Source organism: Streptomyces sp. NPDC012508 (assembly GCF_042902595.1).
Lineage (GTDB): Bacteria > Actinomycetota > Actinomycetes > Streptomycetales > Streptomycetaceae > Streptomyces.
This window is the reverse complement of the sequence record NZ_JBIBEO010000004.1, coordinates 127,947-153,372: the sequence shown is the minus strand read 5'-3', so window position 1 is coordinate 153,372 and position 25,426 is coordinate 127,947. Positions and strand designations below refer to the sequence as shown.

22 protein-coding genes are annotated in these 25,426 nt (G+C 72.0%); 5 read left to right on the top strand and 17 right to left on the bottom strand.

Going from position 1 to position 25,426, the window contains the following annotated elements:
* Positions 1–178 precede the first annotated feature (178 nt).
* Positions 179–391 carry a hypothetical protein gene (locus tag ACFY8U_RS14910; protein WP_361609355.1) on the bottom strand — a complete coding sequence of 71 codons (213 nt, stop codon included), beginning with the start codon at positions 389–391 and terminating at the stop codon, positions 179–181.
* 86 nt (positions 392–477) lie between these two features.
* Between ACFY8U_RS14910 and upp the strand changes: the two genes are divergently transcribed.
* The gene (upp, locus tag ACFY8U_RS14905) at positions 478–1,113 is read left to right on the top strand and encodes a uracil phosphoribosyltransferase (RefSeq protein WP_361435637.1); all 636 of its coding nucleotides are present in this window, start codon (positions 478–480) and stop codon (positions 1,111–1,113) included.
* Positions 1,114–1,131: 18 nt separating this feature from the next.
* Here the strand turns inward: upp and ACFY8U_RS14900 are convergent, their stop codons facing one another.
* Positions 1,132–1,764, bottom strand: coding sequence for a LytR C-terminal domain-containing protein (locus ACFY8U_RS14900; protein WP_361435640.1), 633 nt, complete (start codon positions 1,762–1,764; stop codon positions 1,132–1,134).
* A gap of 167 nt (positions 1,765–1,931) precedes the next feature.
* A complete protein-coding gene (locus tag ACFY8U_RS14895; RefSeq protein ID WP_260230859.1) occupies positions 1,932–2,228 on the bottom strand; it encodes a type II toxin-antitoxin system VapB family antitoxin in 297 nt (98 codons plus the stop codon).
* A 97-nt stretch (positions 2,229–2,325) separates the two neighbouring features.
* Between ACFY8U_RS14895 and ACFY8U_RS14890 the strand changes: the two genes are divergently transcribed.
* On the top strand, positions 2,326–3,888 hold the full coding sequence (locus ACFY8U_RS14890; protein WP_389569981.1) for a helicase HerA-like domain-containing protein: 1,563 nt from the start codon (positions 2,326–2,328) through the stop codon (positions 3,886–3,888).
* Positions 3,889–3,909: 21 nt separating this feature from the next.
* Here ACFY8U_RS14890 and ACFY8U_RS14885 read toward each other — a convergent pair whose 3' ends face one another.
* The 5 genes from ACFY8U_RS14885 to ACFY8U_RS14865 form a co-directional block, all read right to left on the bottom strand.
* Positions 3,910–5,472 (bottom strand): M28 family metallopeptidase, encoded by a 1,563-nt coding sequence (locus tag ACFY8U_RS14885; protein WP_389569979.1) that lies wholly within the window; start codon positions 5,470–5,472, stop codon positions 3,910–3,912.
* A 115-nt stretch (positions 5,473–5,587) separates the two neighbouring features.
* Positions 5,588–6,190 (bottom strand): HhH-GPD-type base excision DNA repair protein, encoded by a 603-nt coding sequence (locus ACFY8U_RS14880; protein WP_361609347.1) that lies wholly within the window; start codon positions 6,188–6,190, stop codon positions 5,588–5,590.
* A gap of 99 nt (positions 6,191–6,289) precedes the next feature.
* Positions 6,290–7,435 carry a hypothetical protein gene (locus ACFY8U_RS14875; RefSeq protein ID WP_389569976.1) on the bottom strand — a complete coding sequence of 382 codons (1,146 nt, stop codon included), beginning with the start codon at positions 7,433–7,435 and terminating at the stop codon, positions 6,290–6,292.
* A 97-nt stretch (positions 7,436–7,532) separates the two neighbouring features.
* The gene (locus ACFY8U_RS14870) at positions 7,533–8,093 is read right to left on the bottom strand and encodes an RBBP9/YdeN family alpha/beta hydrolase (protein WP_389569974.1); all 561 of its coding nucleotides are present in this window, start codon (positions 8,091–8,093) and stop codon (positions 7,533–7,535) included.
* A gap of 121 nt (positions 8,094–8,214) precedes the next feature.
* Complete coding sequence (locus ACFY8U_RS14865; RefSeq protein WP_361435651.1) at positions 8,215–10,485, bottom strand: excinuclease ABC subunit UvrA; 2,271 nt, start codon at positions 10,483–10,485, stop codon at positions 8,215–8,217.
* A gap of 110 nt (positions 10,486–10,595) precedes the next feature.
* Here ACFY8U_RS14865 and ACFY8U_RS14860 point away from each other — a divergent pair, with 110 nt between their 5' ends.
* Positions 10,596–11,396 (top strand): TetR/AcrR family transcriptional regulator, encoded by an 801-nt coding sequence (locus tag ACFY8U_RS14860; protein ID WP_389569971.1) that lies wholly within the window; start codon positions 10,596–10,598, stop codon positions 11,394–11,396.
* Here ACFY8U_RS14860 and ACFY8U_RS14855 read toward each other — a convergent pair.
* Positions 11,356–12,138 carry a TetR/AcrR family transcriptional regulator gene (locus ACFY8U_RS14855; protein WP_389569969.1) on the bottom strand — a complete coding sequence of 261 codons (783 nt, stop codon included), beginning with the start codon at positions 12,136–12,138 and terminating at the stop codon, positions 11,356–11,358. The two genes, ACFY8U_RS14860 and ACFY8U_RS14855, sit on opposite strands and share 41 nt — an antisense overlap.
* 175 nt (positions 12,139–12,313) lie before the next feature.
* Between ACFY8U_RS14855 and wrbA the strand changes: the two genes are divergently transcribed.
* Positions 12,314–12,922 carry an NAD(P)H:quinone oxidoreductase gene (gene wrbA, locus ACFY8U_RS14850; RefSeq protein ID WP_361609338.1) on the top strand — a complete coding sequence of 203 codons (609 nt, stop codon included), beginning with the start codon at positions 12,314–12,316 and terminating at the stop codon, positions 12,920–12,922.
* 65 nt (positions 12,923–12,987) lie between these two features.
* On the opposite strand, the gene ACFY8U_RS14845 is transcribed toward wrbA, so the two are convergent.
* The 8 genes from ACFY8U_RS14845 to ACFY8U_RS14810 all read right to left on the bottom strand — a co-directional run bounded on the left by ACFY8U_RS14845 (position 12,988) and on the right by ACFY8U_RS14810 (position 24,143).
* The gene (locus ACFY8U_RS14845; RefSeq protein ID WP_389569967.1) at positions 12,988–14,211 is read right to left on the bottom strand and encodes an RNA polymerase sigma factor; all 1,224 of its coding nucleotides are present in this window, start codon (positions 14,209–14,211) and stop codon (positions 12,988–12,990) included.
* A 2-nt stretch (positions 14,212–14,213) separates the two neighbouring features.
* The gene (locus ACFY8U_RS14840; protein ID WP_361609334.1) at positions 14,214–14,639 is read right to left on the bottom strand and encodes a YciI family protein; all 426 of its coding nucleotides are present in this window, start codon (positions 14,637–14,639) and stop codon (positions 14,214–14,216) included.
* Positions 14,640–14,837: 198 nt separating this feature from the next.
* Complete coding sequence (locus ACFY8U_RS14835) at positions 14,838–17,138, bottom strand: FG-GAP repeat domain-containing protein (protein WP_389569965.1); 2,301 nt, start codon at positions 17,136–17,138, stop codon at positions 14,838–14,840.
* A gap of 145 nt (positions 17,139–17,283) precedes the next feature.
* A complete protein-coding gene (locus ACFY8U_RS14830) occupies positions 17,284–19,515 on the bottom strand; it encodes an FG-GAP repeat domain-containing protein (protein WP_389569963.1) in 2,232 nt (743 codons plus the stop codon).
* A gap of 223 nt (positions 19,516–19,738) precedes the next feature.
* On the bottom strand, positions 19,739–20,956 hold the full coding sequence (locus ACFY8U_RS14825) for a winged helix DNA-binding domain-containing protein (protein WP_389569960.1): 1,218 nt from the start codon (positions 20,954–20,956) through the stop codon (positions 19,739–19,741).
* Between the two features lie 111 nt (positions 20,957–21,067).
* Entirely contained in the window at positions 21,068–22,123 is a 1,056-nt protein-coding gene (locus tag ACFY8U_RS14820; RefSeq protein WP_389569957.1) for an aldo/keto reductase, read from the bottom strand.
* 62 nt (positions 22,124–22,185) lie between these two features.
* Positions 22,186–23,094 (bottom strand): alpha/beta fold hydrolase, encoded by a 909-nt coding sequence (locus ACFY8U_RS14815; protein ID WP_389569954.1) that lies wholly within the window; start codon positions 23,092–23,094, stop codon positions 22,186–22,188.
* Positions 23,091–24,143, bottom strand: a complete 1,053-nt coding sequence (locus ACFY8U_RS14810; protein WP_389569951.1) for a DUF5937 family protein — start codon at positions 24,141–24,143, stop codon at positions 23,091–23,093. The genes ACFY8U_RS14815 and ACFY8U_RS14810 overlap by 4 nt, the downstream gene beginning before the upstream one ends.
* A gap of 85 nt (positions 24,144–24,228) precedes the next feature.
* Here ACFY8U_RS14810 and ACFY8U_RS14805 point away from each other — a divergent pair, with 85 nt between their 5' ends.
* On the top strand, positions 24,229–25,419 hold the full coding sequence (locus ACFY8U_RS14805; RefSeq protein ID WP_389569948.1) for an MFS transporter: 1,191 nt from the start codon (positions 24,229–24,231) through the stop codon (positions 25,417–25,419).
* Positions 25,420–25,426 lie beyond the last annotated feature (7 nt).

Below are 25,426 nucleotides of genomic sequence, written 5' to 3'. Positions count from 1 at the left end.
GGCGCGCTTTCGATGCCCCGCCCAATCGGCATCGTGGCAGAAACAGCGGCTTCAGGAGAGGTCTTCGGCTCTTGCGTCGTGCATCAGTCTGATCCGGACACCCGACGGGTGGGTGCGCGGACCCGGCGCACGGCCCGGCGCACGGACGGCGCACGGCGCCGGCCCGGCGCCGTGGCCCTCACCAGCGAAAGGTCCTCATCCGCATCTGCTGACGCATCCTGGCCGCCCGCGCGCGCCGGGGCTGCACACGGTCGCGGAGCGCCTTCGCCTCGTGCAGTTCGCGCAGGAACTGGGCGCGGCGCCTGCGGCGCTCCGCGTCCGTCTCGGGCGGCTTCTCGCCGTCCTGGTTCCTGCCGCCTCGCTGCTGCGCCGGGTCTGCCGGGTCGGGCATGGGCCACACCACCCCACGACTGGGTCCTGTGTGCCCACCTTCCCTCCAGGGCATGGGTTGATGCCAGTGCGGGCTACTGTGTGACCATGCGTCTCCACGTCGTCGATCACCCGCTGGTCGCCCACAAGCTCACCACGCTGCGCGACAAGCGCACCGACTCCCCGACCTTCCGCCGGCTCGCCGACGAGCTGGTCACCCTGCTCGCCTACGAGGCCACCAGGGACGTGCGGACCGAGCAGGTCGACATCGAGACCCCCGTCACGCCGACGACCGGTGTGAAGCTGTCGTACCCGCGGCCGCTGGTGGTCCCGATCCTCCGCGCCGGCCTCGGCATGCTCGACGGCATGGTCCGGCTGCTCCCGACCGCCGAGGTGGGCTTCCTCGGCATGATCCGCAACGAGGAGACGCTGGAGGCGTCGACCTACGCGACGCGCATGCCGGAGGACCTCTCGGGCCGCCAGGTGTACGTCCTGGACCCGATGCTGGCCACCGGCGGCACGCTCGTCGCGGCGATCAGGGAGCTGATCAAGCGCGGTGCGGACGATGTCACCGCGGTCGTGCTGCTCGCCGCCCCCGAGGGTGTCGAGATCATGGAGCGCGAGCTGGCGGGCACGCCGGTGACCGTCGTGACGGCCTCGGTCGACGAGCGCCTGAACGAGCACGGCTACATCGTCCCGGGCCTGGGCGACGCGGGCGACCGCATGTACGGCACGGCCGACTAGTCGGTCAGCGACGGGTCTTCAGCACTTCCCGGCGGGCGTGGCCTTGGGCTTGTTCAGAGCGACCAGGGCGGCGTCCGCCGCTGCTTTCGGGTCCAGGTTCTTGAAGGCCGTCCCGATGATCAGGTCCACGTCCGCCGTCGCGCGCGTGTCCGTCTTCGTCGTGACGCCCTTCAGCTGGGTGCCGAGGACCGGGAACGCGCCCTTGGTGGCTCCGGGAGCGCCGAGCAGCATCCCGGCGCCGGCGACCTTCTTGTCGTACGCGGCGGGGGCGTTGCCGATCTTGCCGATGACGAAGCCGCGCTTCTTGAGCTCGTCGGCGGTCGACTTCGCGAGGCCGCTGCGCGGGGTCGCGTTGTAGACGTTCACCGTGATCTGAGCGGGCTTGGGCAGCGTGGCGACGGGTGCTGTCGTCGCCTTGGGGACGGGCTTGCAGTCGGTGCGGTGACCGGCCGTCGTCTTCGTGTCCTCGTCACCGCCGGAGAACACGTCGACGAGCTGCACGGTCCCCCACCCGGCCGCGCCGAGCACGACCACGGCGGCCGCGGCCGCGAGGACGATCCTGCGACGGTGCCGGGGGCGGCGCATACGGGGGTACTTGTCGCCCGTGATGCGGTATTTTCCGCCCATTCCGGGGGGAGTGAGCATGCTCATGGACGCAGCGTAATGCCGTCCGTCGGCATTGGATACTTGACGATCATGTGATCGCGTCCGGATGGCCGGGCAGAGCCCCCGAAAGGGTCAGATCGGCGTGTCGGCGCGGGGCCGTCCCCGGGGCGCGGGGCGTGGCTCCGGCCCAACTCCAGGACGCGGGCGTGGCGCTAGTCCATCTCCAGGACGCGGGCGTGCAGGACCTGCCGCTGCTGGAGCGCCGCGCGCACCGCGCGGTGCAGCCCGTCCTCGAGGTAGAGGTCGCCCCGCCACTTCACGACGTGCGCGAAGAGGTCGCCGTAGAAGGTGGAGTCCTCCGCGAGCAGCGTCTCCAGGTCCAGCTGGCCCTTCGTGGTGACCAGCTGGTCGAGGCGGACCGGGCGCGGGGCGACGTCCGCCCACTGCCGGGTGCTTTCCCGGCCGTGGTCGGGATACGGCCGGCCTTGTCCGATGCGCTTGAAGATCACACGGAAAGCCTACCGGGCAAGCGGCTCCCGGCGCAGCCACGCGGAGCCGGTGCGATGCTGGGGCAAACCGTCACGAATCCGGACTAGGGGTCCTGTCATGAGCGTGAGCGAGCAGTCTCCGGCCGCCGAGATCGCGGCGGGGTACGCCTTCTCGGGACCGGCCCTGGAGCTGGGCGCGCTGCTGTGGGACGGGGAATGTCACCCGGACGCGCGTATCCGCATCCCGCTGCCGATGCTCAACCGGCACGGTCTGGTCGCCGGCGCGACCGGCACCGGCAAGACGAAGACCCTTCAGCTCATCGCCGAGCAACTGTCCGCCAACGGGGTGCCGGTCTTCCTCGCCGACATCAAGGGCGACGTGTCGGGGATCTCGGCTCCGGGCGCGGACGGCGGGAAGGTCAGGGACCGGGCGGCGCAGGTGGGGCAGGAGTGGACGGCGACCGGCTTCCCGTGCGAGTTCTACGGGCTCGGGGGCGTCGGTCAGGGGATTCCCGTACGGGCCACGGTGACGAGCTTCGGGCCCGTCCTGCTGTCGAAGGTGCTCCAGCTCAACCAGACGCAGGAGCAGTCGCTCGGGCTGATCTTCCACTACGCGGACCAGAAGGGTCTGGAGCTGGTGGATCTCAAGGATCTGCGGGCGGTGGTGGCCTTCCTCGTGTCGGACGTGGGGAAGCCGGAGCTGAAGGGGATCGGCGGGCTCTCGACCGTGACGGCCGGGGTGATCCTGCGGTCGATCACGGCCTTCGAGCAGCAGGGGGCGGGCGGGTTCTTCGGCGAGCCGGAGTTCGACACGGCCGAGTTCCTGCGGACGGCGGCGGACGGGCGCGGGACGGTGTCCGTACTGGAGCTGCCGGCGGTGCAGGACAAGCCGCAGCTGTTCTCGACGTTCCTGATGTGGATGCTGGCGGACCTGTACGGGGACCTGCCGGAGGTCGGCGACCTGGAGAAGCCGAAGCTGGTGTTCTTCTTCGACGAGGCGCATCTGCTGTTCAAGGGGGCGTCGAAGGCGTTCCTGGAGTCGATCACCCAGACCGTGCGGCTGATCCGCTCGAAGGGCGTCGGGGTCTTCTTCGTGACGCAGACGCCGAAGGACGTGCCGGGCGATGTGCTCGCTCAGCTGGGGAACCGGGTGCAGCACGCGCTGCGGGCGTTCACCCCGGACGACGCGAAGGCGCTCAAGGCCACCGTGCGGACGTTCCCGAACTCGGCGTACGACCTGGAGGAGGTCCTGACGGGTCTCGGCACGGGCGAGGCGGTGATCACCGTACTGAGCGAGACGGGCGCGCCGACCCCGGTGGCGGCGACGCGGCTTCGGGCGCCGGAGTCCCTGATGGGTCCGATCGCGGCGGACGCGCTGGAGGCGGCGGTGAAGGGGTCGCCGCTGTGGGGCAGGTACGCGGAGGCGGTGGACCGGGAGTCGGCGTACGAACGCCTCTCGGCGGAGCAGGCGAAGCAGGTGGAGCAGCCGAAGCAGCCGAAGCCGGCGGAAGGGGAGGCGGCGCGTCCGGAGCCGGCGGCGCGGGCGCCGAAGGAGGACGAGTCGCTCGTCGAGCAGGTGGTGGACAGCGGCATGTTCAAGTCCCTGGCCCGCTCGATCGGGACGCAGTTGGGGCGGGAGGTCTCGAGGTCGCTCTTCGGTACGGCGCGGCGGAAGCGGTAGCCGCTTCCGCCGCCCGGACTGCTACTCCGTGACCTCGTGGCCGTGGTCCTCGTGGAGGCCGCCGCCGCTGCCCGCGTCGCCCTCCGTGGGGACGGAGACGACCGGCTTGCGCAGGGAGCTGATGTCGTGGGCGTAGGTGCCCACGGCGTTGGCGATGACGTCGATGTTGGCGTCGAACGCCGTCATGTTGATGTTCGACAGGTTGTCACCGGCCGCGTGGTAGTTCACGTCGTACGCGACACCCGCCGTCCCGCCGAACTTGGCCGCCTGCGCGGCCGTCTTGATGCCCTCGGCGCCGGTGAACGTGCCGCCCGAGGGGATGCCGATCTCGATGAACGGGCCGTAGTCCGAGCGGCCCGTGAAGTCGGTGCCCTCGTGCGGCAGGCCCCGCTTGTCCATGAAGTCGTTGATGTCCCGTTCCAGTTGGGCGGAGCCCTCGGGACCGGCGCCCGCGCCGACGTTGTCGGAGTTGTCGCCGTCGTAGACGAACAGGCCGTAGTTCGGCGAGGCGATCATGTCGAAGTTGAGGTAGAGCTTGACTTCCTTCTTGTCCAGCTCGCTCATGTTCGCGACGTAGTGCTCGGAGCCGAGGAGGCCGTTCTCCTCCGCGGACCACCAGGCGAAGCGGACCTTGTTGCGGACCTTGTCCTTCGACTCGGCGAGCTCCAGGGCGGCCTGGAGCAGACCGGCGGAGCCGGAGCCGTTGTCGTTGATACCGGGGCCGGCGGTCACCGAGTCCAGGTGCGAGCCGAGCATCACGGTGTTGGCGGCGTTGCCGCCCTTCGTCTCCGCGATGACGTTGTTGGTGGAACGCTTCTCCTGGAGCTGACGGATCTCGAAGGAGACGTTCACCGGGCCCTTGGCGAGGTCCGCGGCGAGCTTCTCGCCCTCGGCCTGGGTGACGCCGCCCGTCGGGATCTTGCCGGCGGCCGGGTCGCCGAGGGTGCCGGAGAGGGCGCCGGTGGTGTTGTTGTAGATGATCGCGCCCACGGCACCCGCCGCGGCCGCGTTCTCCTGCTTGACGGCGAAGGTGCAGCCGCCGCGCTTGACCAGCGCGATCTTGCCGGTGAAGGTGCCCGACGCGAAGTCGCCCGGCTCACAGCCGGTCGTGCCGTCCGCGTCGACCGGGACGGCCGCGAGGTCGGCCTTGATGCCGCCGACCGGGGTCGACTTCGTGTACGTCATCGCCGAGATCACCAGATCGCGCGGCGCGGGGGAGAGGACGGAGGCCTTCTCGGCCAGCGTCTGGGTGTAGATGAAGTCGAACTTCTGGTACGAGACGTTGTAGCCGGCCTTCTTCAGCTGCTGGTACACGTACGCCGCCGAGGCGTCGTGCCCGAGCGATCCGGCCGCGCGGTGACCGCCGGCCGAGTCGGCTATCGCCTGGAACTTCTGCAGGTGCTTGTAGGCGTCCTTCCCGGACGTCTCGCGGACCAGCTTCTTCGCCAGCTGTGCGGCGTCCCGGGCGGGCTTGGCCCCCGGGTCCGCGGTGGCGGTGGCGGGGGAGGCGGTGGCCAGCAGGAGCGGGGTCGCGAGTGCGGCTGCGGCCAGAGTGGCCGCGGCTCTGCGAGAGGATGCGTTCACAGAGTTCCTTCCCGATTAGGACGAGGTTGAGGGGAAGTTAGCGATCTCTGATGGCTCCTGTGAACAGCTCCGGCACAATTCATGTCGGATTTAGCAGGATTGACATCCGGAGCGTTCAATTCCCGGCTGATTTCTGCGCTTTCGCCGCCTTTGCGGCTGCCTTGGCCTCCTGCTTGAAGGCACGAACTTTCGCCAGCGACTCCGGACCGGTGATGTCGGCCGCCGAACGGTACGAGCCCTGCTCGCCGTACGCCCCCGCCGCCTCCCGCCATCCGGTGGGCCGGACGCCGTACCGCTTGCCGAGCAGGGCCAGGAAGATCTGCGCCTTCTGCACCCCGAAACCGGGCAGCGCCTTCAGCCGCGCGAGCAGCTCCGCCCCGCTCTCCGCGTCCGCCCAGACGGCCTCGGCGTCACCGCCGTACTCGTCGACGAGGAACTGGCACAGCTGCTGGATCCGCTTGGCCATCGACCCCGGATAGCGGTGCACGGCGGGCTTCGCGGAGAGCAGCGCGCCGAACGCCTCGGGGTCGTACGCGGCGATCTGCCCCGCGTCGAGATCGTCCGTGCCGAGCCGCTGCGCGATCGTGTACGGCCCGGAGAACGCCCACTCCATGGGCACCTGCTGGTCGAGCAGCATCCCGACGAGCGCGGCGAGCGGGGAGCGGCCGAGCAGCTCGTCGGCCTCGGGCTGCTGGGCGAGGTGGATCTCGGTGGTCATACGTCGATGATCGCGCCCGGGCGGCCGGGCCGCACGGCCTGTCAGCCGATCCGGTCATGGGCTCGCCCGCCCTTTGTGTGCCTCGCCCGGGCATCCGCGTCAGGGGTTCCGGTTCGCCGCGCGCGCGAGCGTCCAGACGTAGTACCAGGAGTTCTCGCGCAGGGTGCGCGGGCTGTTGTCGGCCCCGGCCTGGAACGCGCCCCACAGCCCGCCGGCCGCCCCGCCCACGACGGCCGTGAGCGCCGACTGGAGGGCGGGGCCGTAGACGGCGACCAGGCTGGCGGTGACCGTGCCGACGACCGCGCCGGTCACGGCGACGGCCCGCTTGCGGCGGACCTGGTTCATCTGGGCCTGCATGCCCCGGACCCCGTCCTGCATCCGGAGGCCGATCTTCATCAGCTCCTTCCGCTGCCCGTCCGCGTCGAGCGCGCTGTCGACGTTGGCCAGCTCCATCCGCATCCATCCCCGATGGGCCTGGTAGGAGCCGAACTCCCCGACGGTGATCCGGCTGAACTCCTCCAGCGAGACGCCGTCGATGAAGGGCAGTTCCAGTTCCTCGACGACCGGGACCACGAGCTGGCTGAGCACGGCCGGCGTGTGGCTCTGGGCGACGACCCGGCGCCCGGTGGCCGCGAAGTCGAGCAGACTCGGCACGTCGGAGTCCGTGACCGGGCCGGAGTGATGCTCGTAGGTGGGGTCGAGCGGCTCCCCCGCGTATCCGTACCGGGTGGTGTGACGGGACACCGAGTACGTGGGCAGGTACCAGGCGCAGCCCGCGCGCAGCAACGGTTCGGTCTGCAGCAGCCAGCGCCCCAGCCGGTCCGGGTCCGGGCAGTGCATGTACAGGTCTTCCGTCGTGCTCGTCCCGCTGGGCAGGACGCCGGAGCGGTCCTCCTCCTCGGTCCGGGGAATGAAGGAGTCGCGGTTCGAGAGCTGCCTGACGTGGTGGCGGTGTCCCGCCCCGTTGTGGGAGAGCAGGAGGGTGTCCGAGATCAGCACGGCCCGCTTGGTCAGGTCGGCGAAGTCGTCGGAGTCGACGCCGATGCCGACGTGGAAGCGCGAGGCGGCGAAGCGCTTCTCGTCCACGAGCCTGCGCCTGCGCCGGTGGAAGAGGTGCTCGCCGTACGCCTGGGCCACCAGCCGGGGGTCCTTGCGGGTCTCGGCGGACAGCCCTCTGAAGAAGCTCCGCATCCGCCCGGCGACGACGGCGTTCTCGACTGCGGTTCCCCGGCTGAGCCACCTCATGGCTCGCCACTCTAGGCAGCGCGCGCGGGGCGGCGGGCGGGCTCCGTGATCGTTCGCCCGGGAGGGTGACGGCCGCGGCCCCGGCGGTCCGCCGGTTCTAGCGGGGCCCGAGCCTGGTCTCCGGGTCCTCGCACCATCGGAGGACCGACGGCCACTCCCCGTACCCGGAGTCCGGATTGAGGTGCCCGCCGCCCGGGATCACGTCCATGTCGAGCCCGAGCGGGGTGCCGTAGGGGACGTCGGCGCCCTCGGGGCAGTACGGGTCCCCGGCGGCGTAGACGAGCCGCGCCGGCGCCTTGAGCCGTACGGAGGCGAGGTCGAGCCCTTCGGCGAACGCGGCGATCTCGGGGATCGAGGCCGTCACGGCGGGGGAGGGCGGGGCGACGAGCAGGACCCGGTCGACGTCGGGCGAGGCGGCGCGCAGCCAGAGGAGGACGGAGAGGCTGTGCGCGATGACGACGAACTCACCCTCGGCGGGAGGGTGGAGCTGCGCGCGCAGCGCCGCCACCCAGTCCTCCAGTACGGGGGCGTCCGGCTCGGGCAGCTGGGGATAGCGCACCTCGTGTCCGCGCTCGGCGAGCTGTCCCGCGAGCCAGTGGTGCCAGTGGCCCGGCGGGCGGTGGTTCTGGAAGCCGTGAAGGAGGAGGAAGGTCGCCATGGGCGTGATGGTGCGCCGCGGCCGGGGTCCGGGTCCAGATCGTTTCAGGGTGTGGACGGGCCGGCCGGAGGCGGAGCCGTGGGTGCGGAGGGACGGTGCGGCCCGCACCCACGGCCGGGGATCAGGCGCCGACGTACTCGCGCAGATGGCGTGCCGTCAGCGTCTCGCCCTTCTCGACCAGCTCGGACGGGGTGCCCTCGAAGACGATCCGGCCGCCGTCGTGGCCCGCGCCGGGACCGAGGTCGATCAGCCAGTCGGCGTGGGCCATGACCGCCTGGTGGTGCTCGATGACCACGACCGTGTTGCCCGCCTCGACGAGCCGGTCCAGGAGGGCCAGGAGCTGGTCGACGTCGGCCAGGTGGAGGCCGGTGGTCGGCTCGTCGAGGACGTACGTCGCGCCCTTCTCCGCCATGTGGATCGCCAGCTTCAGACGCTGGCGCTCACCGCCGGACAGGGTGTTGAGGGGCTGGCCGAGGCGGAGGTAGCCGAGGCCGACGTCCTTCAGGCGGCCGAGGATCGTGCGGGCCTGGCCCTTCGCGGTGAAGAAGTCGTACGCCTCCTCGATCGACATCGACAGGACCTCGTGGATGTTCTTTCCGTCGAGGGTGTACGCGAGCACCTCGGCGGTGAAGCGCTTCCCCTCGCACTCCTCGCAGACCGAGGCGACGCCCGCCATCATCGCGAGGTCCGTGTAGACGAGCCCCAGTCCGTTGCACTTCGGGCAGGCGCCCTCCGAGTTGGCGCTGAAGAGCGCCGCCTTGACGCCGTTGGCCTTGGCGAAGGCGGTACGGATGGGGTTCAGCAGGCCCGTGTACGTCGCCGGGTTCGAGCGGCGCGAGCCGCGGATCGGGGACTGGTCGGCGACGACGACCCCCTCGCGGCCCGGCAGGTTCCCGTGGATCAGGGACGACTTGCCGGAGCCGGCGACGCCCGTGACGACGGTCAGGACACCGGTGGGGATCTCGACGCTCACGTTCCGCAGGTTGTGCTGATCGGCGCCCGTGATGGAGAGCGAGCCCGTGCGGGGCCGTACCTCGGGACGGAGCTTCGCCCGGTGGGAGAGGTGCTCGCCGGTCAGCGTCCCCGAGGCGCGCAGGCCCGGCACGTCGCCGGAGTAGCAGATCTCGCCGCCGTTGGAACCGGCGCGCGGGCCGAGGTCGACGACGTGGTCGGCGATCTCGATGACCTCCGGCTTGTGCTCGACGACGAGGACGGTGTTGCCCTTGTCGCGCAGCCGCAGCAGCAGGTCGTTCATGCGCCGGATGTCGTGAGGGTGCAGTCCGATGGTCGGCTCGTCGAAGACGTACGTGACGTCGGTGAGGGAGGAGCCGAGGTGACGGACCATCTTCACGCGCTGGGCCTCGCCGCCCGAGAGCGTGCCGGAGGCCCGGTCCAGGCTCAGATAGCCGAGCCCGATCTCGACGAGCGAGTCGAGCAGTTCGCGCAGGCCGGCGAGGAGCGGCGCGACGGAAGGATCCTCGATCCGGCGTACGAACGCGGCGAGGTCGCTGATCTGCATCGCCGAGCACTCGGCGATGTTCACACCGTCGATCCGGGAGGACAGCGCGGCCCGGGTGAGGCGGGTGCCGTCGCACTCGGGGCAGGTGCGGAAGACGACGGCCCGGTCCACGAAGGCGCGGATGTGGGCCTGCATCGCGTCCCGGTCCTTGACGAGGACGGTCCGCTGGAGCTTCACCACCAAGCCCTCGTAGGTGAAGTTGTTGCTGCCGACCTTCACCTTGCAGGACGGCTTGTGGAGGAAGTCCTCCCACTCCTGCTCGGTGAAGTCCGCCAGCTTCTTGTCGGGGTCGTAGAAGCCGGAGTGGGCCATGACCTGCCACATCCAGGAGTCGACGGCGTACCCGGGCACGGTGATGGCGCCCTCGTTGAGGGACTTGGTCCGGTCGACGAGCTCGTCGACGTCGATGTCGGAGATCTGGCCGACGCCCTCGCAGCGCGGGCACATGCCCTCGGGGAGGTTGAAGCTGAAGGCGCCGGAGGTGCCGACGTGCGGGGTGCCGAGGCGGCTGAAGACGATCCGCAGCATCGTGTACGCGTCGGTCGCCGTGCCCACCGTGGAGCGGGAGTTGGCGCCCATCCGCTCCTGGTCGACGACGATCGCGGCGCTGAGGTTGTGCAGTCCGTCCACGTCAGGGCGGCCGAGGGCCGGCATGAAGGACTGGAGGAAGGCGCTGTAGGTCTCGTTGATCAGGCGCTGCGACTCGGCGGCGATGGTGCCGAAGACGAGCGAGGACTTGCCGGACCCGGAGACGCCGGTGAAGACGGTCAGGCGGCGCTTGGGGAGGTCGACGTCGACGTTCCTGAGGTTGTTCTCGCGGGCCCCGCGGACCTGGATGACGTGGTGGTTGTCCGCTGCGGCGGGGGTGGTCATGGCTGCGCCCTCCGATGGTGGTCCCAGTACCCGAGCCACGTTACTCTATACAGCGTACAAAGTAATGGGCATATGGTTTGACCTGCGACGACGGGTCGAGAATGGATGTCATGGCGAAGGAGCGGAGCAGCGGTGCGGGGGATCCGGCGCGGACCCTCGAACTGCTGTGGCGGGACGGCGCCACGCCGCTCCCGGAGGGCCGGCGCGGCCCTCGGCAGGGGCTGACCGTCGACGCGGTCGTGGACGCGGCGATCGGTCTGGCCGACGAGGGCGGCCTGGACGCGCTCACCATGCGCGCGGTCGCGCAGCGCCTCGGCGTGACGCCGATGACGCTCTACACGTACGTCCCCGGCAAGGCCGAGCTGCTCGACCTGATGCTGGACCTGGTCTTCCAGCGGATGCCCCGGGCCCCCTTCGTACCGGAGGAGTCCTGGCGGGAGCGGGTGACGGCGGTCGCCGACGAGAACCGCGCCCTCTATCTGCGCCACCCCTGGCTGGCCGAGCTGCGGGTCCACCGGCCGCCGCTCGGGCCCGGGGTGATGACGAAGTACGAGCACGAACTCGGCGCCTTCGAGGGCCTTGGGCTCGACGACGTGGCCATGGACTCGGCGCTGACGCACCTGCTCGGCTTCGTGCAGTCCGCCGCCCGTACGGAACTGGACGCACGCGCCGTGGACCGGGAGAGCGCGATGTCCGACCACGAGTGGTGGGACGCCCACGCGCCGCTGCTGGCCCGGATGTTCGACGCGGAGCGGTTCCCGCTGGCGTCGCGGGTGGGGGAGGCGGCGGCCGTCGCCTACCAGGGCATGTACAGCCCCGATCACGCCTACGCCTTCGGTCTGGCGCGCGTCCTCGACGGGCTCGCGGCCCTCATCCCCCCAGGTTCAGCAGCTCGTCGACCCCGGCCTTGAGCTCCTCGGCGGAGAGCGCGCGCTCGACGGTGAGGTGGTGCATCAGGCTCGGCGAGAACGAGGCGAGCAGCAGATGCGCGAGGAGCGCGGGCTGGGCCTCGGGCCGGAGCCGGGTGAGCAGCATCGTGACGTGGGTGTGCATGGCGAGGTACGCGCCGCTGGTGTAGGTCGCGCTGGGGGCGGCGGCCTGGGCGGCGAGCAGCAGCTCGCGCTGCTCGATGACCCGGTCGACGAGGGCGTCGAAGAAGGCGTGCAGCCGCTCGTCGTCGGGGGCGCCGGGGCCGAGCGGCGGCGGGCCGCTCATGTACGCCTCCTGGAACTGGCGCTCCCGGTCGTCGAGGAGCGCCCACAGGAGCGTGGCGACATCGCCGAAGCGGCGGTAGACGGTGCCGACGCCGATGCCGCTGGCGTGGGCGACCTGATTCATGGTGACGGCCTCGGGGCCCACGTCGGCGACGATCCGGGCGGCGGCGTCGAGGATCTTGCGCCGGTTCCGCGCGGCATCGGCCCGCTCGGGCACGCCCGGCCCCCCGGCACCGGGAAGCAAGGTGAGGGCGGGGGCTATGGCGACGAGCGGCCCGTCCGCGGCGACGGCCGGTGACACGGGCCCCGCCCCGGTCCTCGCGGTCTCGGGTGCCTGCGTGGTCTCCGGGGCCTGCACGGTCTCCGGGGCCTGCACGGTCTCCGGTGCGGCGCCGGTGTCGTGGGCATCGGTCGCCCGGGGGTCCTTCGCGCTCAACATCTCCGCCTCCACCTGCCTCGTCGCTCCGATCGATCCCTTTCGGTCGGCCGCCCTTGCCCCGAGCATAACGGAGCGCTATCCGGTTTTCGCGAGTTCCCCTTGCAAAGTGGATGAGTATCCGTTTACGCTCGGAGGGCAGTTGAAGCGGAAGTGAATCCGGTTAAAGGGGTACGTCATGTCCGTCAAGGTCGCCGTCATCTACTACTCGTCCACCGGCAGCGTGCACCGGCTCGCCCAGGCCGTCGCCGAGGGCGCCGAGAAGGCCGGCGCCGAGGTCCGGCTGCGGCGCGTGACCGAGCTCGCCCCCGATGCCGCCATCGACGGCAACCCGGCGTGGCGCGCCCATGTGGACGCCACCGGTGATGTCGAGATCGCCACGCTCGACGACCTGGAGTGGGCGGACGCGTACGCCCTGGGCTCGCCGACGCGGTACGGCAACATCGCCGCCCAGCTGAAGCAGTTCATCGACACGACCGGCGGCCTGTGGTCGAGCGGCGCCTTCGTGGACAAGCCCGCGACGGCCTTCACCAGCGCCCACAACGTGCACGGCGGCAACGAGTCGACGCTGCTGGCGCTCTACAACACCTTCCACCACTGGGGCTCGGTCATCGTCTCCCCCGGCTACACGGACGCGTCCGTGTACGCCGCGGGCGGCAACCCCTACGGCACCTCGCACCCCGCCGCGAACGGCGCCCCGGACGAGAACACCCTCCAGGCCGCCCGCTACCAGGGCGCCCGCCTCACGAAGATCGCCAAGCGCCTGAAGGGCCTGGCAACGGACTGACCCCCACCCGCCACCACCACGCGCGCGTGCCCCCAGGGTCTCCCACCCCGGGGGCACGCCCGCGTTCAGCTCGGCTCGCCCGAGCGGCCCAGGCGGGCGGCCCTGGTGTTGAGGTAGTGGCGTTCCGGGAGGCTGAGGGTGAGGCGGGCCGCCTCCTCGTAGGCGGCGCGGGCGGCTTCGGGCGCGCCGGTGCGTTCCAGGAGGTGGGCGCGGACGGCCCAGAGGCGGTGGTGGTCCTTCAGGCGGGGTTCCAGGGCGGTGAGTTCGGTGAGGCCCGCCTCCGGGCCGCGCGCCATCGCGACGGCGACCACGCGGCCGAGTTCGGCCATCGGATCAGGCCAGTCGGCGACCAGGACGTCGTACAGCGCGAGGATCTGCGGCCAGTCCGTGTCCTCGGGTGCGCGGGCCTCGTCGTGGAGCGCTGAGATCGCCGCCTGGAGCTGGTACGGCCCCGGCGGGCCCTCGCGCAGGGCCTCCTCCACCAGCGCCGTGCCCTCGGCGATCGCGGCCCGGTCCCAGCGCGTCCGGTCCTGCTCGTCGAGCGGGATCAGCTCGCCGTGCGGGCCCGTGCGGGCGGCGCTGCGGGCCTCCGTGAGCAGCATCAGGGCGAGGAGCCCGGTCACCGTGGCCTCGCGGGGGAGCAGCCTGCGGACGGCCCGGGTCAGCCGGATCGCCTCCTGGGCCAGGTCGGCCCGGTGGAGGGCCGCGCCCGAGGTGGCCGTGTAGCCCTCGTTGAAGATCAGGTACAGCGCCTGGAGCACCGTGGCCAGGCGCGCGTCCCGGTCGCCGGGGCCGGGAGGGTGGAAGGGGTGGTCGCGCAGCTTCGCCTTCGCCCGGCTGATCCGCTGCGCGATCGTCGCCTCCGGTACGAGATGGGCCCGCGCGATCTCCGCCGTGGTGAGACCGCCGACCGCGCGCAGCGTCAGCGCGACCCGGGCGGCCGGCGCGAGCGCCGGGTCGCAGCAGAGGAAGAGCAGCGTCAGGGTGTCGTCGTCGGACGGCGCCGCCCGGGTCTCGCGGGGTTCCAGGCGCGCCGCGGTCTCCTCCCGCCGGGCCCTCGCCTCGTCCGCCCGCAGCTGGTCCGTCAGCCGCCGCGACGCCACCCGGATGAGCCAGCCGCGCGGATTCGCCGGCGTCCCCGACTCGGGCCACTGCCGGGCGGCGGCCAGCAAGGCCTCCTGTACGGCGTCCTCGGCGGCGTCGAAGTGCCCGTACCGGCGTACGAGCGCGCCGAGGACCTGCGGCGCGTGCCGGCGCAGCAGGTCCTCGACGGTCTCCTCCCTGTCCACGCTCAGCCGGCGAGAAACTCGGACTCCGACCGCTCGTCGATCTGGCGGATCACCACCGGGTACTCCGGCGCCCCCTCGGGCTGCGGGCACCGGGCGACACGCGCCGCGATCTCCGTGACCCGCTCCAGGCTCGCGCAGTCGAGCACCCAGTAGCCGGCGAGCAGCTCCTTCGTCTCGCTGTACGGCCCGTCGGTGATGACCGGCTGCCCGGCCTTGTCCACGGACACGAACCGGGTCTTGGCCGGCTCGACGAGCCCCTGCGCGTCGACCAGCTCGCCCGACTCCGCGAGGTCGTTGTTGATCGACCCCATGTGCTCGAACATCGCCTTCATGTCCTGCTCGCTCCACGCGGGGCCCTGCCCGGACGTCTTGCCGCTCATCGTCTCGTAGTCGGCCTGGGACCCCTGCACCATGACGAGGTACTTCATGACGTTCTCCTTCGGTGGTGGCTTCACCCGTTCCCGGATGCCTTCACAGGGGACGTCGGAGCCGCGTGCCGATTCTCGACACCTCGCCGGGAGCCGGAGGGGTTTTCTTCGGGATTCCACCCGGGGGAACCAGAGCCCGGCACGAGGAGCGGCGCCCGGCACAGGTGCCGGGCGCCGAGCAGGGCGTGGGCGACCGCGTCAGAGCACGTGGTCGTAGCGCGCGCCGTCCTTCACGAGGACGTCGGTGGGAGTCCGCCCGGCGAAGGGCGCCGTCCGGCTTCCCGTACCGGCGTAGAAGTACGCGGTGCCGTTCGGGCCGTATGCGTACAGGTCGGCCTTGCCGTCACGGTTGCCGTCGCCGATGCCGACGACCTTCGTGTACGCGTTCCAGCCGGCGCCGATCCGCGTGCGGGCGGTGAAGGTGCCGTCGCCCTTGCCGAGGTAGAGCCAGAGGACGCCGTCCTTGTCACGGGCGACGAGATCCCCGGCGGCCGCGCCCGCGATGTTGCCGACGGCGGTGATCTGGTTGTAGACGCCCCAGCCCGTTCCGATCTTCCTGCGCGCCTCGAAGGGAGCCTTGTACAGGCCGGTCCCCTCGTAGAGCCACAGGGCGCCGGACTTGTCGGCGGCGACCAGGTCGGCGTCGCCGTCCCCGGTGAGATCGCCGCCGCCCGCCAGCTTGTCGTACACCTGCCAGCCGCCGCCGACCTGCTGCCGGCGCGAGAACGGCACCGTCGGGCTGTTGATGCCCGGGTAGGACCAGAGGACACCGGAGCGGTCCCGGGCGACGACGCTGGGGGCCTCGTCCCAGGTGCTCGCCACGCCCAGGTTCTCGATGCGGTCGTAGACGCCCCAGCCCGGGCCGACCTCGGCCCGCGCCTGGCCCGGAAGGCTCAGCCGGTTCTTCGCCCGGTCGAAGACGGTGTCGACCCGCCACAGCTTGCCGGAGGTGTCCCGGGCGAGGAGGTCCGGCGCTCCGTTGTAGTTGAAGTCGTGCGGCTTGGTCCCGCGGTAGGCCTCGATCAGGCCGGATTCGCGCAGTTCGGGACCGATCCCGTTCTGCGGGACGACACGGATCGACCACTCGTAGGGTCCGGTGTACGCGGAACGCCCGATGGGGGTCGTGTCGTCGAGGAGACCCTGCCAGGTGATGCCGAAGGTGTGGGAGCCGAGGACATACGGCGAGTCGGGAGCGAGCTTCAGCTCCCGCGTGAAGCTCTGTCCGGTCGGCCGGTGGGTGAGCTTGACGGTCACGTCGGCGTTGAGCCGGGACAACCGCCACTTCAGCGGGAACTCCTGGCTCTTGTCGAAGTTGACGCTCGGCAGCTCGGCGCCCAGATAGGTGATCGCGGTCGGCCGGGACGAGGTGGCGACCTGGGTCACCGCGGGCCTGCCGTCCTGGCCGGGGAGGATCCGGAAGAGGCCCTCTCCGTTCGCGACGCGGCCGCCGCCGACCAGGATGCCGCCATCCGCCGCCGGACGCATGTAGGCGTTGGCGTAGTCGGCGAGGTCGACGGTCTCGTCTCCCGTGAGGGACCTGGCCCGCACGGTCTGCAGCCGGTTCGGGAAGCCGTCCGTGAGCGACCCGGGGGTGGCGTACACCAGCCAGCCGCCCACGAGGCCGATGGACAGCTCCTCAGCCTTGCCCAGGGAGATCCGCCGCTCGACACCGCTCTTCCGGTCGACGGAGACGACCACCCAGCCGGTGCCGTCGGTCTGGGTCCAGACCACGTGCGTGGCGGAGAGCCCGAGCGGGTGCACGCCGTACCCGGACGCCGCGGACGCGTACGTCTCGACGGCCTTCCCGGCGGCGAGGTCGACCACGGCCCGCCCGCCGGTACGTGCGCCGCCCGGACCGGTCTCGTACCCGACGAGCGCCTCGCCGTTCCGGACGGGCGCGGAGGTGAAGTACTTGTCCGCGTCGGCCGGGAGCCCCTCCACCTTCCGGCTGGTGAGCTCCTCGCCCTCCTTCGAGACGACGTGCAGCTCCTTCGTCCCGTCCTCCTCGGCCACCTGGGCGAGGACGCTGGTGGGACTCAGCGCCGCCACGTACGTGGCGGAGAGGGCGCCCAGGTCGAGAGGGACGCCGGGGGCCGCCGGGTCGGCCATGTTCCGGAGCGTGAGGCTGCGCATCTCGGACGAGAAGCCCGAGTCCCCCAGTACGAGTACGTCGGTGCCGGTGGGCGCCACACCGCCGCCGGACGGCGGGACGATCACGGTCGACGCGCCGCTCGCGTACGCGGTCCAGCGCAGCTCCTGGCGATCGTCGGTGGAGCGGGTGAGGAAACCGGTGGCCCCGGCGCCCGCGATCTTGGTGCCCGAGGGGAAGGGGACCGGATCCGCCGCGGCGGCGGGTGCCACGGCCGTCGGCCCGGCGGCCGGCCCGGCGGCCGGTGCGGCGAGCGCGGCCGGTCCGGCGGCGAGTGTCCCGGCGGTGACGGCGAGGACCGCGGTCACCGCCGTGATGAGACGACGGCTGGAGACGCTGCGCTGCTGCAAGGCTCAACTCCCGGGAGAGTGCGGGGCACGGCGGTGCCGTGGCCGGTGGGATGTGCGGTCGGGTGACGCGGTGAGACGGCCGTCCCGACGGGGGTGTCGCCGAGACGGCCGTCCCGACGGGGGTGTCCGCCGAGACGGCCTCTGCTCAGCCGAACTGGTTGTAGGAACCGCCGCTGAAGAGGTCGGTGCCGGCGCGCTTGGCGTCGAAGGGGGTGGAGCGGTCGCCCGTGCCCTTGAAGGAGTAGGCGGTCCTGGTCGCCGGCTCGTAGGCGATGAGGTCGGGACGGCCGTCGCCGTTGTAGTCCCCGGCGCCGATGAGTTCGCTGTAGCGGTTCCAGCCGGCGCCGATGCGGGTGCGGCCGGTGAAGGTGCCGTCGCCCTTGCCGAGGTAGAACCAGAGGACGCCGTCCTTGTCGCGGGCGACGAGGTCCCCCGCGCCCGCGCCGGCGATGTTGCCGACGGCGGTGAGCTGGTTGTAGACGCCCCAGCCGGTGCCGATCTTCTTGCGGGCGGAGAAGGGGGCGTTGGCGTTGCCGGTGGAGGCGTACAGGTAGAGGGTGCCGGTCTTGTCGGCGGCGAGGAGGTCGGGACGGCCGTCGCCGGTGAAGTCGCTGCCGCCGGTCAGCTTGTCGTAGGTCTGCCAGCCGCCGCCGACCTTCACCCGTCCGGCGAAGCCGCCGTTTCCGTTGCCCTGGTAGAGCCAGAGGACGCCGGACCTGTCGCGGGCGACGATGTCCGAGGCGGGGGAGCCGGTGATGTTGCCGGTGGTCTCGATCCGGTCGTAGATCTGCCAGCCGCCGCCGATCTTGGCCTCCGGCAGTTCCCTCTGGTTCGTGTTGCGTTCCACTTGGTAGGCGGTGTCGGACCACAGGGTGCCGGAGGCGTCCCGGGCGAGCAGGTCGGTCGAGCCGTTGTCGTCGAAGTCGTGCATCTCCGGGGAGCGGGCGACGGTGAACGTGCCCGACCGCTTCAGGGCGGGGCCGACGCCGATCGCGGACGAGGCGGTCATCTCCCAGGTGTACTCGCCGTTGTACGCGGCGATCTGTGCAGCCGAGCCGTTGGGGTGCGTGATGTCGAGGTCCGCTCCCCATGTCGGCCCCATGGCGAAGCCGTAGGGGTGAAAGCCGTCCTCACCGGCCTCCTCGAAGGAGTCCTGGGCGTGGTGGTAGGTCAGGCCGGTCCTGACGTGCCGCAGCGTGAAGTCGGTCTTCGTGTTCCGGCGGTTGAAGTACCAGGTGAAGTCGATGTAATCGACCTTGTCCAGGTCGACCGTGCCCGAAGGCACCTCGGCCGCCCTGATCTCGGCGGTCTCGGTCGGGGATCCGGCGCTCGCGACGAAGGTGGCCGCGGGCTTGCCGTCGTGGCCCTGAGTGATGCGGTAGGCGCCGTCTCCGGAGCCGAGCAGGCCGCCGCTCACCAGCAGGCCGCCGGCCGCTTCGGGGGCCATCGACTGGAAGTGGTCGAGCAGCGTGACCGTCTCGCCGGTCTCGCCGGCCAGGTTCAGGGCGCGCAGCGAGTACATCGGCGACGGCTTGGTCGCATCCGTGCTGTCCAGCCCGTGGACGAGCCAGTCGCCGACCAGGCCGATGGAGGGACGGGACTCCGCCGGGCCCAGGTCGACGGTCTTCTCCTTCCCGGTGGAGCGGTCGCGGACGACCACGCGCGCCGTGCCGGTCGCGGCGTCGTGCCGGGCCCAGGCGGCGTGGGCGCCGGAGAGGGCGGCCAGGCTGTAGTCCGTGCCGGACGCCGCCTCCGGGGGAGTCAACGTCTCGGTCATTTCGGCGGTGGCGAGCTCGACGAGCGCGAGGCGCCGCACGCCGTCGGCGTCGGTGAAGCCGACCAGACCGTGTGTGCGGTCGCCGGCGCCGACGCTGAAGTCCTTGGACCCGGCGGGCAGTCCGGTGACCTGGCGGCTGCCTTCGACGGTGTGCATCCACAGGGTCTGCGCGGTCGGTGTCGTGAACATGGCCTGACCCGCGATGCCCACCTTCTTCGTGTGACCGGCGGGGAGTCCGAACGTGGCACCCGTCGCCAGGTTCACGACGGAGGACTTGCCGTAGTCGAAGTACAGGTCTCCGCCGAACGTGTTCGCGTAGTCCTCGAAGTCGGAGGTCTTCCCGTCGATGTAGCTCGTCCAGTAGACCGGGCGGCCGGTCGCCTCGTTCACGGAGAAGAAGCCGGACGTGCCGGCGCTCAGCACCCGGGAGTTGAACGGCATCTGGGCGACGCTGTCCTGGGCCTCCGCCGTGGCCAGGACCGCCGCGCTCGGCGCCGCCACGGCAGACGGGACGGTCAGGACACCCGCGCCGAGGGTGACGGCGAGGACCGTGGCCACGGAGCCGGCGACGCGACGGCGGGGGGCGCGTACGGAGAACAAACTTCCTCCTGTAAAGAGCCGGTTGGCCCACGTAATGGCATGTGTTCACCGGCTTGACACGTGATCAGTGCGAAAGGTTGTACGAGTCACGTGTGAGGAGGCGGTGGGCGCCGGGGCTCGAGGGGCGCGCCGCCGACAAGGGGCGCGGGCTTCCGGGGCCCTCCGGGGCGTCAGCCACCCGCACGCCGGTGTGCGGAAACGGGGCCGCACGCCCTCCCGAAGGTCAGGCCGCGGTCCCGCCCTTCGGCCCGCCCGCGAGCTCCCGCTCCAGCGGTGTGCGGAAACGGGGCGTCACCCGTACGTCCCCCAGCCAGCCGCGCAGCCGCGCCGCCTCCGCCCCGACGGCCGCCCTCGCCTCCGCGCCGCCCACTCCGCTCAGGAAGCGGACCGCGATCTCCCCGTCCGGGCGCTGCGCCCAGCCGCCCACGACACGGCCGTTCCACCACACCGTCGGGCCGATGTTGCCGCTGCGGTCGAAGAGCGCGGCCTTGTGCGCGGGATCGGTGTACCAGTCGCGGTACTGCCAGCCCATCGCCGTCGGGTCCAGGCCGGGTAGCAGCGCAGCCCACGGTCCGGGGTCGGCCCCTACGGGGTCGAGGTCGTCGGGCAGGACATGGCCGGTGCCCTCCGCCAGGTCCACCGGCTCCGCGCCGACCGCCGCGAGCGCCTTGCGGACGTCGGTGACCTTCCACCCCGTCCACCACTTCAGGTCCGCCTCGGTCGCAGGACCGCACGCCGCCAGCCACTGCCGTACGAGTTCGGCGTGGGCGTCCTCGTCGCTCGGATCAGGCTGCCGGGGCGTCGGCGCCCAGCGGAACTGGCTGGAGGTCCACGCCCCCAGCGGGCGCCCGCGCGCGATCCGGCCCTCCATGCCGAGGACCCGCAGCAGCCGGCTGGAGAGCGACTGGGGCCCTTCCTGCCGGGTGCCGACCCCGTACAGGTACTGCGCGCGCAGCCGCGGAACGGCCCGTCCCAGCTCGGCCCCGGTGGCCTCGCCCCGTGCCGTCAGCTCGGCCAGGACCTGCCGCTCGGTCTCGATGAGCCAGGCCTCGTCGTACTCGCTGCCCTTGCGCAGGTCCTTCAGCAGCATCGTGCGCTCGCGGGCGGCGACATCGCGGGTGGTCGAGGCGTGGACGGCGGGGACGAGGGTGGTCGGGAAGACGAAGAGCGTGTGCCGCATGCCGTGCATCCGGGTCAGCGTCCGGTCTTCGTAGAGAGCCCGCTCAAGCCCGGCCACCGGGCCTGCTTCGCCCTGCTCCCCGGCCAGCCGCGCCGCCACGGCGAGGAACACGCTCGCCGGGTCGGTCGCGTGCAGGGCCACCAGGGACCCGGCGACCTCCTCCGCGCTCGACGCCCGCGCGGACGGGGCCAGCCGGTGGCGTACGGCGAGACGGGCCCGGCGCTCGTCGGCGTCGATACGGCGGCGTGTGTGCGTTCCCATACGGGCAAGCATGGCCCAGGGGCGGGGCCGGGGAGCCGTACGCCCGTCGAGTCGTCACCGCCGCCGAGTCGTCACCCCCGCCGTACCCCCGTCACCCCCGCCGTACCCCCGTCAGCCCGCCGCGCGTTCCGCCACCGGCCTCCGCCGCAGCGAGGCGTCCGTCAGGGCGTTCGGGTGCCAGGCGCCGTCGGCCTGGTAGAGGTTCGTCCCCGGCGGGACGATCTCGTCGATCCGGTCGAGGACCTCGTCGTCGAGCACGAGCGAGGCGCCCTTCAGCAGCCCCTCCAGCTGGTCACCCGTCCGGGGCCCGATGATCACGGACGTCACCGCCGGGTGTGCCGTCACGAACGCGAGGGCCAGCTCGGGCAGCGAGCAGCCGATCTCCTCGGCCAGGGCGCTCAGTTGTTCCACGGCGTCGAACTTGGCGGCATTGCCGGGGAGCTCCGGGTCGAAGCGGTGCGGGGTGAGCGCGGGGCGGCCGCCGGTCAGGTCGACCGGACGGCCCTTGCGGTACTTCCCGGTGAGGAACCCGGAGGCCAGCGGGGCCCAGGTCAGCACACCCATCCCGTACCGCTGCGCCACCGGCAGCACCGAGGCCTCCACGCCCCGCGCGAGCAGCGAGTACGGCGGCTGCTCGGTGCGGAAGCGGCGCAGGCCGCGGCGCTCGGCGGCGGCGTGCGACTCGACGATCTCCTCGGCGGGGAAGGTGGAGCAGCCGAACGCCCGGATCTTGCCCTGGGCCTGGAGGTCGCCGAGGACGGAGAGCGTCTCCTCGATGTCCGTACGGTGGTCGGGCCGGTGGACCTGGTAGAGGTCGATCCAGTCGGTGCCGAGCCGCGTCAGGCTGTCCTCGACCGCGCGGGTGAGCCAGCGCCGGGAGAGACCGCCGCGGGCCGGCCCGTCGCCCATCGGGAAGTACCCCTTGGTGGCGAGGACGGTCTCGGCGCGGCGGCGCGGGTCGCGCAGAGCCTTGCCGACGATCTCCTCGGACTCGCCGGCCGAGTACATGTCGGCGGTGTCCACGAAGTTGATGCCCTGGTCGAGCGCGGCGTGGATGACCCGTACGGAGTCCGCGTGGTCGGGATTGCCGACGGCGCCGAACATCATCGTGCCGAGGCAGTACGTGCTGACTTCGATCCCGGTACCGCCGAGTACGCGATAACGCATGCTTCACATCTCCCCGTCGAGCCTCCGGCGCGCTCGTGCGCGGCCGCTTCGCGCGACGCACTCTAGGAGTTGGAGTGGGCTCCAGCGCAAGGGTCGATTCCGCCCGGAGCCGCCGACAGGCCTCCCGGCGATCCCGGGCCGCCCGGGCACTCCAGGCCGCCCAGGAATCCCATGAGCAGCCGGTGGAGTGCGTCGGGCCGCTCCAGATGCACGTCGTGCCCTGTGCCCGGGAGGCTCGCGGCCCACAGGTCGGGGCGTCCCCGGACCATGCCGTCGAACTCGTCCGCTGTGATGATCCCGTTCTGGGCGATCACCGCGAGCTTCGGGCAGTCGATCGCCGCCCACTCCTCCCACCAGGCGCGGGTGGGGTTCTCGGCGAGCGAGCGCACCATGATCTCGGGGTCGAACCGGGGCCACAGCCCGCCGTCGTCCCGTTCCTCCAGGCCGGCCGCCCACCCTTCCCCGACGGGCCCGCCGCCCAGGAAGCGCTCGGCCGCCGCCCGCGAGGGGAACGGCACCGGCCAGGACTTCAGCCACGCGCCGATGTCGTCGGCGACGCCCGGCTCCGCCTGCGCGGGGCCGGCCTCGACGAGGACCACGCCGCTCAGCAGGCCGGGGTGGGCGGCGGCGGTGAGCATGGCGGTGTGCCCGCCGAGGGACTGCCCGACCAACGCGGGTCGTTCCAGGCCGAGTTCGTCGATCACGGCCACGGCGTCGGCGACGTACGCCGCCCGTGAGGTGTCCTTCGGGTGGCGCTCGCTGTGGCCGTGCCCGCGCTGGTCGACGGCGACGACGCGGTGGCCCTCGGCCCGGAGCCGTACGGCGGTCGCGTCCCACTCTCCGGCGTGCCCGGCGAGCCCGTGCAGCAGGACGACGGCGGGCTCGGACGCGCCGCCGCCACCACCCCAGTCCCGGCAGGAGAGTCGTACACCGTCGCGTATGACGACACGCTCGGACCAGGACCGGGTCATACGAGTTCCTCCGTGGGGGAGAGCAGGGTGTCCGCGACCGAGGTGCGGGCGTAGAGGACGGAGCGGCCGCTGCGGTGTGCGGTGACGAGCCCCGCACCGCGCAGGGCGGTGAGGTGCTGGGAGACGGCGGCGGCGGACAGGCCGCAGTGGGCGGCGAGTTGGGTGGTGGAGGCCGGGGTGTCGAGTTCGGTGAGGAGCAGGGTGCGGGAGCGGCCGAGTACGGCGGCGACGGCGTCGGCCGCGGCGGACGTACGCGGGGCCCAGAGGTTGCCGATGCCTCGGGCGGGATAGGCGAGTTGGGGCGGTTCGGGCGCCACCGCACGGGTCAGGACGCGGGGCCAGGCGAACGCCGAGGGGACGAGCAACAGCCCGGAGCCGGCCTTGTCGCGGGTCAGCGCGCAGTGGCGGCGGACCAGGTGCAGGGTGCCGTCGTCCCACCGTACGGTCTCGTGCAGTTCGCTCAGGACGCGCGCCGAGCCGTGTTCGGCGACCTGCCGGGCGCGGTGGAAGACATCGGCTTCGAGGAGCTGGCGGATGCGGGCCCAGTAGGGGGCGAGGGCGAGTTCCCAGTACGCCTCGATCTCGGCGACGACCTTCTCCAGGACCTGCTCGGGGGCCTCGTACAGCAGCCGCAGCCGGGGCGAGAGCCGGTGTCCGACCCCCGGGCCCTTGGCGCCCCTGGCGTCCTTGGCGTCTCTGGCGTCCTTGGCGTCCTTGGCGTGGAGGATGTCCAGGTCCCTGCGCACCTGGGCGGGCGTGGAGGCGCGGATGGCGTCGAGTTCGGCGGCGAGGGTGGGGAAGGGGGTGGCGGGGGTCGGGTTGAGGAAGTCGGCGAGATAGCCGTGGCCGGGGATCAGCTCGGCGAGCCAGCCGCGGTCGAGCCCGGCGCCGGTGACCCGGGGCCGTACCTGCGCGGCCCAACGGCGGTGCAGGGGCGGGTCGTCCGGTTCCCGGAGCAGTCGGAAGCTGGTGACGACCTCCCACATGGGGGAGACGGCGAACCGGGTCTGCGCCAGATCGGCGGCCGAGAAACTGAGCCCGGACTCCATGAGCTCCCCCTTGCATCCCGTCCGATGGATTCGGCCTGAGCTTAATCAATGGATGGGGGCGGTGTCCCGGGCGCATGGTCCTCGCATGCTCTCCTCCTTCCGCGGACTTCCGCCCACCGTGTGGACCCTCTTCGCCGGTACGGTCATCAACCGGCTCGGCTTCATGGTCACGCCCTTCCTCGTCTTCTTCCTCGCCGCGCGCGATGTCACGGGGCCCGAGACGACGTACGTCCTCGGCGCCCTGGGCGCGGGCAACCTCCTCGGCCCGGCGGTGGGCGGCGTCCTCGCCGACCGCGTGGGCCGCCGCCCGACGATGCTGCTCGGCCTCGTCGGCTCGGCGGCGGCGCAGGGCGCGCTGTTCGTCGCGCCGGGCGTGTGGACGATGGCGGTCGCGGCGCTGCTGATCAGCGCGATGGGCGCGCTGGTCGGCCCGGCGGCGTACGCACTGATGGCCGACGCGGTCGACGCGGACCGCAGGCAGCGCGCGTACGCCCTGTTCGGCTGGGGCGTGAACATCGGTACGGCGGTGGCGGGCGTCCTGGGCGGCTTCCTCGCGGCGCGGGGCTACTGGCTGCTGTTCGCGGTGGACGCGGGAACGATGCTGATCTACGCGGTGGTGGTGGCGACGCGCGTGAAGGACCCGCACCGTAGGAAGGCCGTCCACGTTGCCGGGGACGGCATCGGCTACGGAGTGGTCGTGAGGGACCGCCTGGCCATGGCGCTGCTCCCGCTCTTCGGGATCCAGCTCTTCGTCTACTCCCTGACGGAGGTGGCGCTGCCGCTGGCCGTCCAGGACAGCGGTCTGTCGCCGGCGGTGTACGGGGCGATGGCGGCGGTCAACGCGGTCCTGGTGGTCGCGCTCCAGCCCTTCGTCACGGCGAGGCTGGCCCGCTTTCCCCAGCTGCGGGTCCAGTGCGCGGGCAGCGTCCTGATCGCGGTGGGCGTGGCGCTGACGGGCCTCGCGGACGGGATCGTGGGCTTCACGGTGTCGGTGGTCGTCTGGTCCCTGGGCGAGGTCGTGGTCGCGGGCATCGCGGCGACGGTCGTCGCCAACCTGGCCCCGCCCCACGCCCGCGGCCGCTACCAGGGCGCCTTCAGCTGGACCTGGGGCGTGGCCCGCTTCACGGCCCTCACCCTGGGCGTGACGCTCTACACGGGCCTGGGCCCGTCGACCCTCTGGTGGACGGCCCTGGCGGGCGGCCTGGCAGCGGCGGCGGCGACGCTGGCCCTGACGACCCGAGTGCAAACCCGCACGGCGCACGCGCTGGCGGCGTGAGGGCCCG